This is a genomic window from Pseudomonas sp. LY-1, from assembly GCF_053502595.1.
Window position 1 is genome coordinate 4,868,466 of the sequence record NZ_CP094353.1, and the last position, 15,317, is coordinate 4,883,782.

At 62.3% G+C, this 15,317-nt stretch carries 17 protein-coding genes and 1 pseudogene; 10 read left to right on the forward strand and 8 right to left on the reverse strand.

All coding sequences use genetic code 11. The features are described 5' to 3' along the window. Nucleotides 1-43: 43 nt before the first annotated feature. Nucleotides 44-1,135: a chorismate synthase gene (aroC, locus tag MOQ67_RS22245; RefSeq protein ID WP_198717289.1), complete on the reverse strand. Its 1,092-nt coding sequence runs from the start codon at nucleotides 1,133-1,135 to the stop codon at nucleotides 44-46. 142 nt (nucleotides 1,136-1,277) lie between these two features. Between aroC and MOQ67_RS22250 the strand changes: the two genes are divergently transcribed. Both MOQ67_RS22250 and MOQ67_RS22255 read left to right on the forward strand, forming a co-directional pair. After that, a complete protein-coding gene (locus MOQ67_RS22250; RefSeq protein ID WP_253397638.1) occupies nucleotides 1,278-2,240 on the forward strand; it encodes an alpha/beta hydrolase in 963 nt (320 codons plus the stop codon). A gap of 99 nt (nucleotides 2,241-2,339) precedes the next feature. Beyond that, nucleotides 2,340-3,146 (forward strand): hypothetical protein, encoded by an 807-nt coding sequence (locus MOQ67_RS22255; protein WP_198717288.1) that lies wholly within the window; start codon nucleotides 2,340-2,342, stop codon nucleotides 3,144-3,146. Nucleotides 3,147-3,244: 98 nt separating this feature from the next. Here MOQ67_RS22255 and prmB read toward each other — a convergent pair whose 3' ends face one another. Further along, on the reverse strand, nucleotides 3,245-4,153 hold the full coding sequence (prmB, locus tag MOQ67_RS22260) for a 50S ribosomal protein L3 N(5)-glutamine methyltransferase (RefSeq protein WP_198717287.1): 909 nt from the start codon (nucleotides 4,151-4,153) through the stop codon (nucleotides 3,245-3,247). A gap of 240 nt (nucleotides 4,154-4,393) precedes the next feature. Between prmB and MOQ67_RS22265 the strand changes: the two genes are divergently transcribed. The 5 genes from MOQ67_RS22265 to MOQ67_RS22285 all read left to right on the forward strand — a co-directional run bounded on the left by MOQ67_RS22265 (nucleotide 4,394) and on the right by MOQ67_RS22285 (nucleotide 7,174). Next, a complete protein-coding gene (locus tag MOQ67_RS22265; protein WP_198717286.1) occupies nucleotides 4,394-4,984 on the forward strand; it encodes a cysteine hydrolase family protein in 591 nt (196 codons plus the stop codon). A 140-nt stretch (nucleotides 4,985-5,124) separates the two neighbouring features. Beyond that, complete coding sequence (locus MOQ67_RS22270) at nucleotides 5,125-5,445, forward strand: hypothetical protein (protein WP_198717285.1); 321 nt, start codon at nucleotides 5,125-5,127, stop codon at nucleotides 5,443-5,445. Nucleotides 5,446-5,520: 75 nt separating this feature from the next. Then, complete coding sequence (locus tag MOQ67_RS22275; protein ID WP_198717284.1) at nucleotides 5,521-6,078, forward strand: Smr/MutS family protein; 558 nt, start codon at nucleotides 5,521-5,523, stop codon at nucleotides 6,076-6,078. A 78-nt stretch (nucleotides 6,079-6,156) separates the two neighbouring features. Continuing rightward, complete coding sequence (gene folE / locus MOQ67_RS22280; protein ID WP_017845839.1) at nucleotides 6,157-6,702, forward strand: GTP cyclohydrolase I FolE; 546 nt, start codon at nucleotides 6,157-6,159, stop codon at nucleotides 6,700-6,702. 100 nt (nucleotides 6,703-6,802) lie between these two features. After that, nucleotides 6,803-7,174: a glutathione S-transferase N-terminal domain-containing protein gene (locus MOQ67_RS22285; RefSeq protein WP_198717283.1), complete on the forward strand. Its 372-nt coding sequence runs from the start codon at nucleotides 6,803-6,805 to the stop codon at nucleotides 7,172-7,174. A gap of 110 nt (nucleotides 7,175-7,284) precedes the next feature. Here MOQ67_RS22285 and MOQ67_RS22290 read toward each other — a convergent pair. The 4 genes and pseudogenes from MOQ67_RS22290 to MOQ67_RS22305 all read right to left on the reverse strand — a co-directional run. After that, nucleotides 7,285-7,398 (reverse strand): annotated as a pseudogene (locus tag MOQ67_RS22290) (AtuA-related protein); the annotation flags it as partial. Between the two features lie 96 nt (nucleotides 7,399-7,494). Then, nucleotides 7,495-7,821: an AtuA-related protein gene (locus tag MOQ67_RS22295; protein WP_198717282.1), complete on the reverse strand. Its 327-nt coding sequence runs from the start codon at nucleotides 7,819-7,821 to the stop codon at nucleotides 7,495-7,497. Beyond that, nucleotides 7,818-9,143, reverse strand: coding sequence for an acyclic terpene utilization AtuA family protein (locus MOQ67_RS22300; protein WP_198717281.1), 1,326 nt, complete (start codon nucleotides 9,141-9,143; stop codon nucleotides 7,818-7,820). Before MOQ67_RS22300 ends, MOQ67_RS22295 begins: the two co-directional genes overlap by 4 nt. Nucleotide 9,144: 1 nt before the next feature. Continuing rightward, entirely contained in the window at nucleotides 9,145-10,437 is a 1,293-nt protein-coding gene (locus tag MOQ67_RS22305; protein ID WP_198717280.1) for a CitMHS family transporter, read from the reverse strand. Between the two features lie 111 nt (nucleotides 10,438-10,548). Here MOQ67_RS22305 and MOQ67_RS22310 point away from each other — a divergent pair, with 111 nt between their 5' ends. Then, nucleotides 10,549-11,466, forward strand: a complete 918-nt coding sequence (locus MOQ67_RS22310; RefSeq protein ID WP_198717279.1) for a LysR family transcriptional regulator — start codon at nucleotides 10,549-10,551, stop codon at nucleotides 11,464-11,466. 1 nt (nucleotide 11,467) lies between these two features. On the opposite strand, the gene MOQ67_RS22315 is transcribed toward MOQ67_RS22310, so the two are convergent. Both MOQ67_RS22315 and MOQ67_RS22320 read right to left on the reverse strand, forming a co-directional pair. Beyond that, nucleotides 11,468-12,070, reverse strand: coding sequence for a glutathione S-transferase family protein (locus tag MOQ67_RS22315; protein WP_198717278.1), 603 nt, complete (start codon nucleotides 12,068-12,070; stop codon nucleotides 11,468-11,470). A 10-nt stretch (nucleotides 12,071-12,080) separates the two neighbouring features. Next, entirely contained in the window at nucleotides 12,081-13,247 is a 1,167-nt protein-coding gene (locus MOQ67_RS22320) for an aminotransferase-like domain-containing protein (protein ID WP_198717277.1), read from the reverse strand. Between the two features lie 81 nt (nucleotides 13,248-13,328). Between MOQ67_RS22320 and MOQ67_RS22325 the strand changes: the two genes are divergently transcribed. Both MOQ67_RS22325 and MOQ67_RS22330 read left to right on the forward strand, forming a co-directional pair. Further along, the gene (locus tag MOQ67_RS22325; protein ID WP_198717276.1) at nucleotides 13,329-13,763 is read left to right on the forward strand and encodes a MarR family winged helix-turn-helix transcriptional regulator; all 435 of its coding nucleotides are present in this window, start codon (nucleotides 13,329-13,331) and stop codon (nucleotides 13,761-13,763) included. Between the two features lie 197 nt (nucleotides 13,764-13,960). Next, complete coding sequence (locus MOQ67_RS22330; protein WP_232925556.1) at nucleotides 13,961-15,292, forward strand: NCS2 family permease; 1,332 nt, start codon at nucleotides 13,961-13,963, stop codon at nucleotides 15,290-15,292. Nucleotides 15,293-15,317 lie beyond the last annotated feature (25 nt).

A 15,317-nucleotide genomic window follows, 5' to 3' on the forward strand; every position in this document is an offset into this window, starting at 1 on the left:
CGCTTCGCGGCCCCACGCGAGCAAGCTCGCTCGCCACACACCGTCACAGCTGGCCCAGCACCGGGGTACTCACGCGCACATCGGCGTTTTGCCCACGGTTGCGCAGCAGGTGATCCATCAACACGATCGCCATCATCGCTTCGGCGATCGGCGTGGCGCGGATGCCGACGCACGGGTCGTGGCGGCCCTTGGTGATCACGTCCACCGGGTTGCCGTACACATCGATCGAACGGCCCGGCGTGGTGATGCTCGACGTGGCCTTGAGTGCCAGGTGCGCAACGATCGGCTGACCGGAGGAAATACCGCCGAGGATGCCGCCCGCATTGTTGCTGAGGAAGCCCTGCGGGGTCAGTTCATCGCGATGCTCGGTGCCGCGCTGGGACACGCAGGCGAACCCGGCGCCGATTTCCACGCCTTTCACGGCGTTGATGCTCATCAGCGCGTGGGCCAGTTCAGCGTCCAGGCGGTCGAAGATCGGCTCGCCGAGGCCCGGTTTCACGCCCTCGGCGACCACGGTGATTTTCGCCCCGACGGAATCCTGGTCGCGGCGCAGCTGGTCCATATAGGCTTCCAGCTCAGGCACTTTGTCCGGGTCGGGGCAGAAGAAGGCGTTGTCGCCGACACTGTCCCAGGTCTTGAACGGGATTTCGATCGGGCCCAGTTGGCTCATGTAGCCACGGATAACGATGCCCTGGGTCGCCAGGTATTTCTTGGCGATGGCACCGGCGGCCACGCGCATCGCGGTTTCGCGGGCCGAGCTGCGGCCGCCGCCACGGTAGTCGCGTTCGCCGTATTTGTGGTGGTAGGTGTAGTCGGCGTGGGCCGGGCGGAACAGGTCCTTGATCGCCGAGTAGTCCTTGGACTTCTGGTCGGTGTTGCGGATCAGCAGGCCGATGGCGCAGCCGGTGGTGCGACCTTCGAACACGCCGGAGAGGATCTCGACTTCATCGGGTTCCTGGCGCTGCGTGGTGTGGCGGCTGGTGCCGGGCTTGCGGCGGTCGAGGTCACGCTGCAGGTCTTCCAGGGACAGCTCAAGGCCGGGCGGGCAGCCGTCGACAATGGCGACCAACGCCGGGCCATGGCTTTCGCCCGCGGTGGTGACAGTGAACAGCTTGCCGAAGGTATTGCCGGACATGCAGGGCGCTCCGTGAAATCAGTTGTAATCACTCAGAGGTGATAACCAAGCGCGCCAGTATACGCGGGCCAACCGACTAGTTCATCCTCGAAACCTTCCCGGTAGACGTTGGTCGAACCGGCACCTCCTCAATGATGGCGCGATGATGCTTCGAGTTTTGCTGTTTACCCTCACCCTGTTGACTGCCGTAGCCCATGCCGCGTCCCCCGTGGTGTTGCAACGGCCCATCAGCCTCGACACCGGCAGCGGCGAGCTGTTCGGCTCGCTGCTGCTGCCGCAGTCCGACAAACCGGTGCCGGTGGTGCTGATCATTGCCGGCTCCGGCCCGACCGACCGCAACGGCAACAGTGCCGACGGCGCGCGCAACGACAGTCTCAAGCGCCTGGCCTGGGTCCTGGCTCGGCATAACATCGCCAGCGTGCGTTACGACAAACGCGGTGTGGCGGCCAGCCTGGCCGCCACCCCCGATGAACGCAACCTGACCCTCGACGCCTACGTGGCCGACGCCGTGGCCTGGGGCAAGCTGCTCCAAGCCGACAAGCGCATGGGCCCGCTGATCGTGCTGGGCCATAGCGAAGGCGCGCTGGTGGCTGCGCTGGCGGCACCGCAACTCGACCCGGCCGGGGTGATTTCCCTGTCCGGCAGCGCCCGCCCGGTCGACCAGGTGATCCGCCAGCAACTGGCCGGTCATCTCCCCCCGGCCCTGCAGTTGCGCAGCAATGAAATCCTCGACCACCTCAAGGCAGGCCAAGTGGATGCCGATGTGCCTGACCCACTGCTGGGCATTTTCCGACCCAGCGTGCAGCCGTATCTGATCAGCCTGTTTCGCGCCGATCCTTCGGCCGCCTTTGCCAAGTTGCGCATGCCGGCACTGATCATCCAGGGCACCCACGATTTCCAGGTGGGTGTGGGCGATGCCCGACAATTGAAGAGCGCCAAGCCCGATGCCGAACTGACGGTGATCGAAGGCATGAACCATGTGATGCGCATCGTGCCCAATGAGGTGAAGCAACAGTTGGCGTCCTACAACGACCCGCAATTGCCCCTCGCCGCCGAGCTGGGAACCCGCCTGGTGCGCTTTATCGACGGACTTCAACCCCGTTAACCGACTAATTGCCTCCAGTACTGGGAAAAACGGCCGATAAGCCCAACGTCGACAGCAAAAAGCCTGTCGATTGGCTGGGCTAGGACAGGATCGCGCCGCATGACTAACACCGAAGCAACACCAGAACCTACCGCCGACACCCCGGCGGAACACACCGAGGTCGTCGACGCGGCGTCCCTGCCGTGGGCGGACGTGCAGGCCGAACATTTCAAAATGCTGCGTCTGGCGCCTCTGGCCACCGACCGCGCCACCGGGGTACGGCCCTTGCGGTTCGTGCAATTTGGCTATGTCGAGCGCCATGACCAGCATCACAGCCTGCTGCGCATGGTCATCCAGTTGCCGGGACAAAGGGTGCGCCGCGAGCAGAATCACCTGGATATCTGGGTCGATCACGCTAAACACCGCGTGCATTTCGGCCCGGGCAATAGCCTCGAAATCGAACCGGCCAACCGTGGCATCGGCCGCTTCCTGGTCGCCCAAGGCGCCGCGTGGGCGAAGAAGAAGTGGTCGCACTACCGCGTCGACGGTGTGGACCTGTCCAACAAGGACGCCCTAAACGAAGCCACACGCCTGCGCCGCGATCATTTCTTGCGTATCCAGGGTTTTGATGTGGCCTACGCCGACGTGCAGCATCTGAAGGGCAACGTGCAACCCGGCAAGGTCAGCGACGTGCTCGATAGCTGGAACACCGAGAAAGTGCAGTTCGTGGAAATCCTTGAAGCCGCGCAAATGCTGCAACAGGCCGAGCAGAACCTGATGGAGCAGGAGGTGAAGCTGCGCAAGGAAGAGGAAAAGGTCACCAAGTTCAAGCGTGAGGACAGCGGGCTGCGCTTCACCATCACCTGTCTGGTGGCGTTTACCGTGTTTCAGGCGGGGTTGTTGATCTGGATTGCCACCCACCGGTGATGTGGAAGGGGGTTTGCTCCCGATAGCGGTGCATCAGTCAATGCATTCAGTGACTGTCACGCCCGCATCGGGGGCAAGCCCCCTCCCACACGGGTCGGTTAAACCCTGGCGGCGAATACCGCCTGATGGTTGCGGCACTGCTCCGCCGTGAGCATGAACACCCCGTGCCCGCCGCGCTGGAACTCCAGCCATGCGAAGTCGACTTCCGGGTACAGCGCCTCGACATGCACCTGGCTGTTGCCCACTTCGACGATCAACAAGCCCTTCTCGGTCAGGTGGTCCGCCGCCTCGGCCAGCATCCGCCGTACCAGGTTCAAGCCATCGTCGCCGCAGGCCAGGCCCAGTTCCGGTTCATGCTGGTACTCGTCCGGCATGTCGGCGAAGTCTTCAGCGTCCACATACGGCGGGTTGGACACGATCAAATCGAAGCGCTGGCCTGGCAAACCATCAAAGCCATCGCCCTGAACGGTATACACACGCTCGTCGGCGCCATGGCGCTCAATGTTCTGGTTGGCCACTTCCAACGCTTCAAACGACACGTCCCCCAACACCACTTCGGCGTCCTGGAACTCGTAGGCACAGGCGATGCCGATGCAACCAGAGCCGGTACACAGGTCAAGAATGCGTGCCGGCGGCTGGTCCAGCCAGGGTTCGAAGCGGTTTTCGATCAGTTCGCTGATCGGTGAGCGCGGGATCAGCACGCGCTCGTCAACGATAAACGACATGCCGCAGAACCAAGCCTCGCCAATCAGGTAGGCTGTCGGCACCCGCTCATGGATGCGACGGTGGAGCAGCCGTTGCAGGTGGGCGACTTCCTCTTCTTCCAGGTTGCAATCGAGGTAGCTGTCGGCGATTTCCCAGGGCAGATGCAAGGCGCCGAGCACCAATTGCCGGGCGTCGTCCCAGGCATTGTCGGTACCATGCCCGAAAAACAGCTCTTCCCCATGGAAACGGCTGACAGCCCAACGGATATGGTCGCGCAAGGTGCGCAGGCGGGAAGTGATCACGGGGGCAGACTCCTGGAAAAAACGACTGGCGATTCTAACAGCCTTCGTCTGTACCGACGATGTACGAAAAGCCTCAGCCGTATGTCGGATTTCATCCAATTTGCCATCATCGCGTCAAACAAGCGCACCTCTTGACATGGCTGCACGCCAGCAACGGCGTAGCTTACGATGGTAGCGATTCACAGAACCGCTCAGCCAGTGGACAATGGCGCAAAAGCCCCCCTCACAGGAGCCCCCAGAATGTCCGTTCCAAAGACGATGTTTCAAATCAGCGGTCGAGGTTACGCGGCTGCCAATCTCAGCCATGCGACCCTCGTGATCATCGATGCGCAGAAGGAATACCTCAGCGGTCCACTCGCCCTCACGGGCATGGACGCGGCGGTCGGCAATATCAAGCAACTGGTCGCCGCGGCGCGCAACGCCGGTCGCCCAATTGTGCATGTGCGCCACCTGGGCACCGTGGGCGGCCTGTTTGACCCACAAGGCGAGCGCGGCGAGTTCATTCCCGGCCTGGAGCCTATGGGCGACGAAACCATCATCGGTAAACTGCTGCCCAGCGCGTTCCACGGCACCGGCCTGGAAAAACACCTGCAGGACCTCGGTCCTCTGGACCTGATCGTCTGCGGTTTCATGAGCCACTCCAGCGTCAGTACCACCGTGCGCGCCGCCAAGAACCTGGGCTTTCGTTGCACCCTGGTGGAAGACGCCTGCGCCACCCGCGACCTGCCGTACAAGGGCGGCGTCCTGAGTGCCGAGCACGTGCAACAAACCGAAATGGCCATCATGGCCGACAACTTCGCCACCCTCGCCTTGACCAAAGACCTGATCTGATTGCCCTGGGATGAGCGGCGCGGCCGATTCAAGGCCCCGCTCATCTGCAAATGCCTGTCATTTGCTGCAATTACCTCTGGCACAGGAACAACCTGTGTATCTTCCGGTCGAAGGGCCGATACCCTGGAGGAAAGGTCGGAATGAAGATATCCGATGGTTTTGATGCTCGTCGCTTGCGCTCCAAGGGCCCGAGCAACTGGCGTCTGCGCCTGGCAACCGGCATTGCCGCGCTGCTGGCGATAATAGGTGTGCTGCTGGCGGTCGCCGGCGGCGCTGGCTTGTCGGGACATTCCCCGGCGCTGGGCGAACTGAATGCCAGCCCCGGCGGCTCGGCGATTCTGTTGGTGATCGGCCTGTTGGTGCTGTGGTTCGGCGTGTGGTTGTGGCGCCGCAGCCGTCGCCGGATGCGCCAGCCATTGGAGCTGAACATCGCCTCGCACTTGATGAAAAAGCACGACTGATGGCGCTTGGATAGCGTTTCCTGCGCCCCGGCCGCCGCGATTTAGGTAAACTGCCCGCCCCTCGCGGAGGCTGACATGCAAGACGACGATTTTTCCCTGTTCAAAAACGAGCTGCGCGGCGTCAAGCCGATCAAGCACGACCGCGCCGAGACCGGCAAACCCAAGACTGACCGGGCGCAGATCGCCAAGCTGCGCCAGGCCGCGACCGTGCGCACCGATGCCACCACCGTGGACGGTCTGTCGGACCAGTTCGTCATCGACGTCGGCCCCGAAGACGAGTTGATGTGGGCCCGCGACGGCGTACAGGAAAGCCAGATGCGCAAGCTCAAGGTCGGCCAGATTCCGTTCGAAGGCAGCCTCGACCTGCACGGTATGAATGTGGAAAAAGCCCGGGAAACCCTCTGGGCATTCCTCGCCGAAGCCACCAAGTTCGAAATCCGCTGCGTGCGCGTCACCCACGGCAAGGCCGTGCGCCTGGACGGCAAGCGGCCGATGATCAAGAGCCACGTCAACACCTGGCTGCGCCAGCATGCCCAGGTGCTCGGCTTTACCTCTTGCCAGGCCCGCCATGGTGGCGCGGGCGCGGTGTACGTGATGCTCAAGCGCACCATGATGGAAGGGCGCGACGAGTAACAAGTGCCATCGTCAGGCTTGCAGCGATGTGTCGGCCACCGTACCCTTGCGCTTTGCGAAAATCCCACAGGTAGTTTCATGTCCCTGGAACAGAATTACACCGCGATCCTCGGCCAACTCGGCGAGGACGTTACCCGCGAGGGCCTGCTCGACACGCCAAAGCGTGCCGCCAAGGCGATGCAGTACCTTTGCCGCGGCTATGAACAGACACTGGAAGAAGTCACCAACGGTGCCTTGTTCAGCTCCGACAACAGTGAAATGGTGCTGGTCAAGGACATCGAGTTGTACTCGCTGTGCGAACACCACCTGCTGCCGTTTATCGGCAAGGCCCATGTCGCGTATATCCCGAGCGGCAAAGTGCTGGGCCTGTCGAAAGTCGCGCGAATTGTCGACATGTATGCGCGCCGCCTGCAGATCCAGGAAAACCTCAGCCGCCAGATCGCCGATGCCGTGATGCAAGTGACCGGCGCGCTGGGCGTGGCCGTGGTGATCGAAGCCAAGCACATGTGCATGATGATGCGCGGTGTGGAGAAACAGAATTCGTCGATGATCACCTCGGTGATGCTGGGTGAGTTCCGCGAAAACGCGGCGACCCGCAGCGAGTTCCTCAGCCTGATCAAGTAACCGGTCGGGTAGGAAAAAGCCGGCGTTCATCGCCGGTTTTTTTTCGCCCCCGTAAATCAAGTAAGATGCGGCCCTCTGTTCTGGGCAAGAGGTTTCAGCCATGTTCGTCAAAGCACTTCGAGTGGGCCTCGGCCACGTCATCATCGCGGGCGACTACATTACCCGCCCACGCAAAAAGCAGCGCCCCGCCGAGCAGCAGGCGCAGGTCAACGCGGCCGCCAAAGAGCTGACCCTGTATCAGTTCCACGCTTGCCCGTTCTGCGTGAAGACCCGTCGTACCCTGCATCGCCTGAATGTGCCGGTAGCGTTGAAGGATGCGAAGAACAACGAACAGGATCGCCAGGCCCTTCTGGAACAAGGTGGCAAGATCAAAGTGCCGTGCCTGCGCATCGAAGAGAATGGCCAAACCACCTGGATGTATGACTCCAAGGTGATCATCGATTACCTGGACAAGCGTTTCGCCGCCATCTGACAGACCTGCGCCGATCCAATGTGGGAGGGGGCTTGCCCCCGATCGCGGAGTGTCAGTTGATGTATTCGGCGACTGACACGCCCTCATCGGGGGCAAGCCCCCTCCCACATTTAGTTCGGTGTTAGCAAATCCAGGTCCAGATCCAGCAATGCCGAACCCAGGCATTTGCCATGGGCGTCCAGCGCCAGCGAGCGGGTCACTCCGCCGCGCAAGATGCCCGGCAACCAAGGGTGATCATTGATCACCTGGACAAGCGTTTCGCCGCCATCTGACAGACCTGCGCCGATCCAATGTGGGAGGGGGCTTGCCCCCTCCCACATTTAGTTCGGTGTTGGCAAATCCAGGTCCAGATCCAGCAATGCCGAACCCAGGCATTTGCCATGGGCGTCCAGCGCCAGCGAGCGGGTCACACCGCCGCGCAAGATCCCCGGCAACACGAAGTTCAGCGCCTGGACATTGGGCAACTCATAGCGCCGTACCGGCGCCGCTCCCGGTTCCAACAAACCGGCGAAGAACGCCGCCACACGCTCGGCCGTGAGCTGTTCGCAGAGCCGCGGATAATCCTCGGCGCGATAGGCAATGATCGAGATATTCGAGGTGTCGCCCTTATCCCCGGTGCGGGAATGGGCCAGGGTATGCAGCTTCATGCTTCGATCCTCGGGTTGACTGCGCCGCGCGGCAACAACAACGATGCCACCGCCACCACCTGGCGCACGCTCTTGCTGGCACCGCCGCCGCCGGACGGGCCGTTGGTGTAGAGGGTTTCCACTTCATTGCCAACCCGCACCGCTTCGCTGCGCTCTTCACAACGCGCGGCCACGCGCAGGCGCACTTCCCACGGCTCGACGCTGCTGCGCGGGCCGTGCAGCGAGTCCATGCCGATCAACTCGGCGCGCACGTCCTGCATCTTCACGCCCATCAGTTCCAGACGCTTGAGCACCACTTCCCGCGCCAGTTGGGCGCGTGCGACGGCGCCCGGGCCGCCGTAGGACATCTGCCCCTCGCCGATCCACCCGTCCAGATAACCCACGCTGACTTTCAGCCGCTCTGGCCGCGCCCGTCCGGCAGCGCCCTGGGCGCGTACCCGGTCGACGCTTTCCTCGACAAAGCTCACGCGGGAAAAGTCGGCCGTCACGTCCGGCGTCAGGTATGCCGCCGGGTCATGCACTTCGTAGATCAGTTGCTCAGTACACGTGGCGCGGCTGACGCGCCCGCCGGACCCGCTCACTTTGGTGATCACGGCGTTACCCTCGGCATCGATCTCGGCCAAGGGGAAGCCCAGGCGCGCCAGGTCATCCACGTCCTTGAACCCGGGATCGGCGAAATAACCACCGCTGACCTGCCCCGCACATTCGAGCAAATGCCCGACCAGCGTGCCCCGCCCCAGGCGCGGCCAATCGTGCGCCGCCCAACCAAACTCAAACATCTGCGGCGCCAGGAACAACGAGGGGTCGGCCACACGCCCGGTGATCACCACATCGGCCCCGGCGTGCAACGCATCCAGAATGCCGTCGACGCCCAGGTAGGCGTTCGCGGAAATCAGCCGCGCGCCCAGCGAGCCGAGCGTCTGGCCGTTATCCAACACCTGCTCGGGGCGCAACACGTCGAGCACATCATCGCCCACCACCGCCACGACCTTGAGGGCCAGGCCCAGTTCGCTGGCGATGCGCCGCACTTCACGGGCCGCCGACACCGGGTTGGCCGCGCCCATATTGGTGATCACCCGCAAGCGCCGACGACCTTCATGCTCGCCCACAAAGGGCAGCACCCGGCGCATGCGTTCACTCAGCAGCGGGTCATACCCGCCCTGTGGATCGCTGATGCGCGCCTGTTGCGCCAAGGCGATGGTGCGTTCGGCCAGGCATTCGAAAACCAGATAATCCAGGTCGCCAAGTTCGGCCAATTCCACGGCAGGTTCGATACGGTCGCCGGAGTAGCCGGCGCCGGAACCGATGCGCAAGGTTTTCATCTCAAAACACTCCCAAGAGCAACGCCGTCAGGGTCATCAACACCGACGCGGCGAACAGAAACGGAATGGTGAAGCGCTGGTGATCGGCCAGTTCGATCTTGCACAGGCCCACCAACAGGAAGGTCGCGGGGGTCAGCGGGCTGACCGGGAAACCGGTGGTGTGTACGCCGAGCAACGAGGCCTGGGCCACTTGCAGCGGGTCGACGCCCAGGGCCTTGCCGACTTCGGCGATCACCGGCATCACGCCGAAATAGTAGGAATCAGGGTCAAACAACATGCTCAGCGGCATGGAAATAAAGCCCACCACCGCCGGGATCAACTTGCCATGGCCAGCCGGAATCTGCGCCACCGCCACTTCGGCAATCGCCTTGAGCATGCCGGTGCCTTGCATGATGCCGGTGAACACCCCGGCGGCGAGCAGGATACTGGCCATGGTCAGCGCCGTTTTTGCGTGGGCGTCGATGCGTGCACGCTGGGCGTCGACATTCGGGTAGTTGATGCACAGCGCGACCACGGTACCGAGCATGAACATCACCACCGGGTCGACCCAGCCGGCAATCATCACCACCATGACCAGCACGGTCAGGAGCAGGTTGACCCAGAACAGCCGTGGGCGACGCAGCTTGATGTCGTCGTCGCTGAGCACCCGTTGCGGCATCGCGTCCACCGTCGAACCGGCGCCCAGGCCCAGGCGTTTTTCCTCACGATGGCCAAGCCACCAGGCGCAGGCGAAGACGAAGATCAAGCCGACGATCTGCACCGGGATCAGCGGCTGGAACAGATCCGCCACCGGCACATGCAACGCCGCCGACGAGCGCAGCACCGGGCCGGTCCACGGCAGGAAGTTGACCCCGGCGGCCATCGCGCAGACGCAGGCGAGGATGCGTTTGTCGATGCCCAGCCGCGTATACAGCGGCAGCATCGCCGGCACCGTCACCAGAAACGTCACCGCGCCGGAGCCGTCGAGGTGGACCAGCAGGGCCAGGGTCGCGGTGCCAACGACAATGCGTGTCGGGCGCGTCCCTACTGTGCGCAGGATGCGATCAATGATGGGGTCCAGCATGCCGGCATCGGTCATGATCCCGAAAAACAGGATCGCGAACACAAACATGCCCACCACCGGCGCGACGTTCTTGATACCGGTAATGACGAAGGCACTGGTTTGCAGGCCGAACCCACCGAGCAGCGCGGCGATGATCGGCAAGGCGATCAGCGCAACCAGGGGCGAGAGGCGTTTGCTCATGACGGCAGCGAGCAAGCAAAGGATGGTAATGACACCCAGGGTAGCGAGCATGGGTTACTCCAGAGCGGCCTTGGTGGCCGGTTATTGTTTTCCCTGGAGTATTGGAAGCGCGTTAGACTTTGTAAATTGGAATATTCACCCGCTGGTGTTCGGAAAAACAAAATGAAGAATTCAATCCAACACATCCACGCCTTCCTCGCCGTCGCGCGCACCGGCAGCTTTACCAAGGCGGCCAACGAACTGCACCTGTCGCCGTCCGCGCTCACCGTGCAAGTTCAGCAACTGGAAGACTGGCTCGGCGTCGCCCTGCTCGACCGCAGCCCGCGACATGTGAGCATCACCGCCGCCGGCCAGGAGGCGCGCGGGCCGATGGAAAAACTGCTGCTGGACCTGGACAACATCGTCACCGGCTCCCGCGACCTCGCCGCCCTGCGCCGGGGCGTGGTGACTATCGCCGCCCTGCCCTCGGTCTGCGCAGGCGCCCTGCCGCCCGCGCTGCGCCTGTTTCGCGAACGGTTTGGCGGAATCGAAGTGCGCCTGCATGACTTGGTGGCCCACCGCATTCACGCCCAGGTACGCTCGGGCGAGGTGGATTTCGGCATCGGCGTGCGCGCACGACTGAGCCACGGGCTGGCGTTTGTGCCGGTGCTCAATGATCGGTTGTGCGCGTTTGTACCGCTGGATCATCCGCTCGCCCGCCATCGGACGTTGACCCTGGAGCAACTGGCGGATCAGCCGATCATCCTGACCGGGCGCGACAGCAGCGTGCGCGAACACGTCGAGGCGTTATTTGATCAGACACGCCTGACGATGAACGCAGGCATGGAGGCCAACTACATGTCGACGGTGTTGGCGCTGGTGCGTCAGGGCTTGGGGATCAGTGTGTTGCCGGAGTCGGCGGCGGACAGCCTGGAGGGGTTGAAGCGCATCAGCATCGATCATCCCGGCGTGAACCGGGAGATCGGGCTGATCAGTCGCAGCGGGATGGGCCTGAGCCCGGCGGCGCAGCGCTGTTTCGACTTACTGCATGAGCAATTATCCGACACACCACTGAGCCCCCTCCCACCGTTGACCGAGTGAGTCAGTCAAGCATGGCCACATGCTTGGGATGGCTGGCCACCCGCTTCAGCCACGCCTGCACGGCCGGGTAAGGCGTCAAGTCAAAACCGCCCTCATGCGCCACATGGGTGTAGGCATACAGCGCAATATCGGCAATCGAATACTGTTCGCCCACCAGGTACGGCGTGCTTTGCAACTGACGCTCCATCACCCTCAACGCCTTGTAGCCGCCCTTGTGACTGGTGTTGTATTCGTCGAGGCGATCCTGCGGCATGCCCAAATACAGCTGGATAAACCGCGCCACCGCAATATACGGCTCATGGCTGTACTGCTCGAAGAACTGCCACTGCAACACCTGGGTGCGCAGGCGCGGTTCGGTGGGCAGAAACTCGCTGCCATCGGCGAGGAAGTTGAGGATCGCGTTGGATTCCCACAGGCAGGTGCCGTCTTCAAGTTCCAGCACCGGGATCTTGCCGTTGGGGTTCTTGGCCAGGAACTCAGGGGTCTCGGTGCCGCCGTTGAGGATGTCGACATCCACCCATTGATACGGGATGCCCAACAGGTTGAGCATCAATTTGACCTTGTAGCAGTTGCCCGACTTGTGATCGCCATAAACCTTGTACATGGGGCTCCCCTTATGCCGCTTGCGCGTGCTGTGCTTGACGGACCACTGCGGCCAGGCGCTTGAGACCTTCGTCCAAACGGGACGGGTCGATATGACTGAAATTGAGCCGCAGTGAGCCAAGGTGCTGGTCCGGCTCGGAAAAAAACGGTTCACCGGGCATGAACGCGACGTTCTGATCGAGTGCAGGTGCCAACAAGGTGCGGGTATCGAGCGGTTGTTTCAAGGTCAGCCAGAAGAATAATCCGCCCTGGGGCACCTGCCAGTCCGCCAGATCGTTGAAATGTCGCACCAATGCGGCCTGGAATGAGTCGCGGCGCTGGCGATAGAAACTGCGCAGTTCCACCAGGTGCTGTTGATACTTTTCGCTGCCGATCCACTGCATCGCCTGCCACTGGCCGATGCGATTGGTGTGCAGGTCGGCCGACTGCTTGAGCTTGAGCAGGTGCGGGAACAGGTCGGGGCTGGCGATCAGGTAACCGACGCGCAGGCCGGGCAACAATGTTTTGGACACAGTACCGGTGTAGATCCAACTGGCCTTTTTCAGACGGCCGGCGATGGGCTGTGCACTGCCGCCGTCGAAGGTCAGTTCGCGGTAGGGTTCGTCTTCGATCAGGGTCACGCCGAACTCGTCGAGCAACGCCGCGACGGCTTCGCGCTTGGCCTCGCTGTAACGCACGGCCGACGGGTTCTGGAACGTCGGGATCAGGTAGATGAACGCCGGGCGGTGGCGTTCCAGATTTGTGCGCAGCGCGGCCAGGTCCGGGCCGTCGGCTTCCAGTTGCACGGTGAGACACTCGGCGCCGAACAGTTGGAAAATCTGCAGCGCGGCCAGGTAGGTAGGGCCTTCCAAGAGGATTTTCGTGCCCTTGTCGATATACAGCTTGGCCGCCAGGTCCAGGGTCTGCTGCGAGCCGCTGACCACCAGTACCTGGCTGGCCTGGCACGGCACGCCGAGTGCGCGCGCCTCGGCGGCGAGCAATTCACGCAGCTGCGGCTCGCCTTCACTCATGCCGTATTGGCCGATATTCAACGGCATGTCGTCCCAGTTCAACGCGGGCAACATCGCTTCGGCAGGCAACCCACCGGCGAACGACATCACTTCCGGGCGCTGGGCCGCCGCGAGGATTTCACGGATCAGGGAGCTTTTGAGGCGTGTAACACGTTCTGAGAAGGCCATAGGGTCACCGGTAGCAAAGCCTGTGGGAAATACGTCAAACTGGTTGACCGAAATTACGACGACTTCAGTGGATACGTCAATATGCTTGACCTTAAAAACCAAACCAGCCAGCAAAAAGCCATGGAGGCGTTCTTCTTCGGCTACCAGGCGTTCACCGCCAAGGCCGACGAAATGCTGGAGCGCCGTGGCCTGAGCCGGGTGCATCAGCGCATCGTGTTTTTTATCGCGCGCTACCCCGGCCTGAGCGTGAAGGAGCTGCTGGAATTGCTCGGCGTGAGCAAGCAGGCGCTGAACATGCCGCTGCGCCAATTACAGGAAATGCACCTCGTCGAAAGCGTCGCGTCCGAGACCGACAAGCGCAAACGCCTGCTGGAATTGAGCACCGAAGGCCTGCGCTTCGAGCAATCCTTACGCCGTGAACAGGTGAAGCTGTTGCAGCGCGCCTTCAATGAGGCGGGGGAAGAAGCGGTGAACGGCTGGCTGGCGGTCAATCTGGCGCTGAGTGCGGTGAATTAGCCTTTCATCCATTTTTGCGCAGACAATCGAAAACATTATTTGCTTTATTTGTATACAAAAGCATAATTCGCTTCGTGCGAGTTCCTGACCAATTAGTCAACAAAACCCGCCAGTACCTCACAGCGCCTACGCGCTGGCCATAACAATAAAATGCTTGAGGAGTACTCGCTGTGGATAGCCGCAAATCCGAAGCCCCGCTGGACCTCGCCCCGTCGGACCTCTCCCTCACGAACCCTGGCTGGCTGGAACGCCTGTTCAAACTGCGCTTGCATGGCACCACAGTGAAGACCGAGTTGATCGCCGGCCTCACGACCTTCATCACCATGGCCTACATCATCTTCGTCAACCCGAACATCATGGCCGACGCCGGGATCGATCACGGCGCCGCGTTCGTCGCCACCTGCATCGCCGCCGCGCTGGGGTGCCTGTTGATGGGCCTGTACGCCAACTGGCCGGTGGGCCTGGCGCCGGGCATGGGCTTGAACGCGTTCTTTACCTACACCGTGGTCGGGACCATGGGCTACACCTGGGAGACGGCCCTCGGTGCGGTGTTTATCTCCGGCGTGTTGTTCATGCTGCTGACGCTGTCGCGCATCCGTGAATGGCTGCTCAACAGCATTCCGGTGAGCCTGCGCCACGCGATGGGCGCCGGTGTGGGGTTGTTTCTCGGGGTGATCGGCCTGAAAACCGCCGGCATCATCGTCGACAGCCCGGCCACCCTGATCAAGCTCGGTTCGCTGCACGAGCCAGCGCCGTTGCTGGCGGCCATCTGCTTTCTACTGATCGCGATCCTCAGCTACCACCGGGTGTTCGGCGCGATCCTCATCAGCATCATCGCCGTGACCCTCGCCGGCTGGGGCCTGGGCCTGGTTCACTACAACGGCATCCTCTCCACCCCGCCGAGCCTGGCGCCGACCTGGCTGGCCATGGACGTTAAGGGTGTGTTCAATGTGAGCATGATCAGCGTGGTATTTGCCTTCTTGTTTGTACACATGTTCGACACCGCCGGGACCTTGATGGGCGTCGCGCAACGCGCCGGTCTGGTGAACGCCGACGGCAAGATCCACAACCTGTCCCGTGCGTTGAAGGCCGACAGCGCCTCCAGCGTATTCGGCGCCATGGTCGGCGTGCCGCCGGTGACCAGCTATGTGGAAAGCGCCGCCGGTGTCGCCGCCGGTGGCCGTACCGGGCTGACCGCTGTGACCGTGGGCGTGCTGTTTGTGGCGGCGATGTTTTTCGCGCCGCTGGCCGGCATGATTCCGGCTTACGCCACCGCCGGCGCGCTGATTTATGTGGCGATGCTGATGATGGCGAGCATGGCCCATATCAACTGGGACGAAGCCACCGACAGCATTCCGGCTATCGTCACCGCGATCATGATGCCGCTGACCTTCTCGGTCGCCGACGGGATCGCCCTGGGCTTTATCACGTATGTGGCGCTCAAGGCCGGCACCGGCAAGTACCGCGAAATCTCCATCAGCCTATGGGTGTTGTGCGCGATTTTTATCGCAAAATTTATCTTCCTGTAGTTCGGGAACGCACAAAGAAACCGCC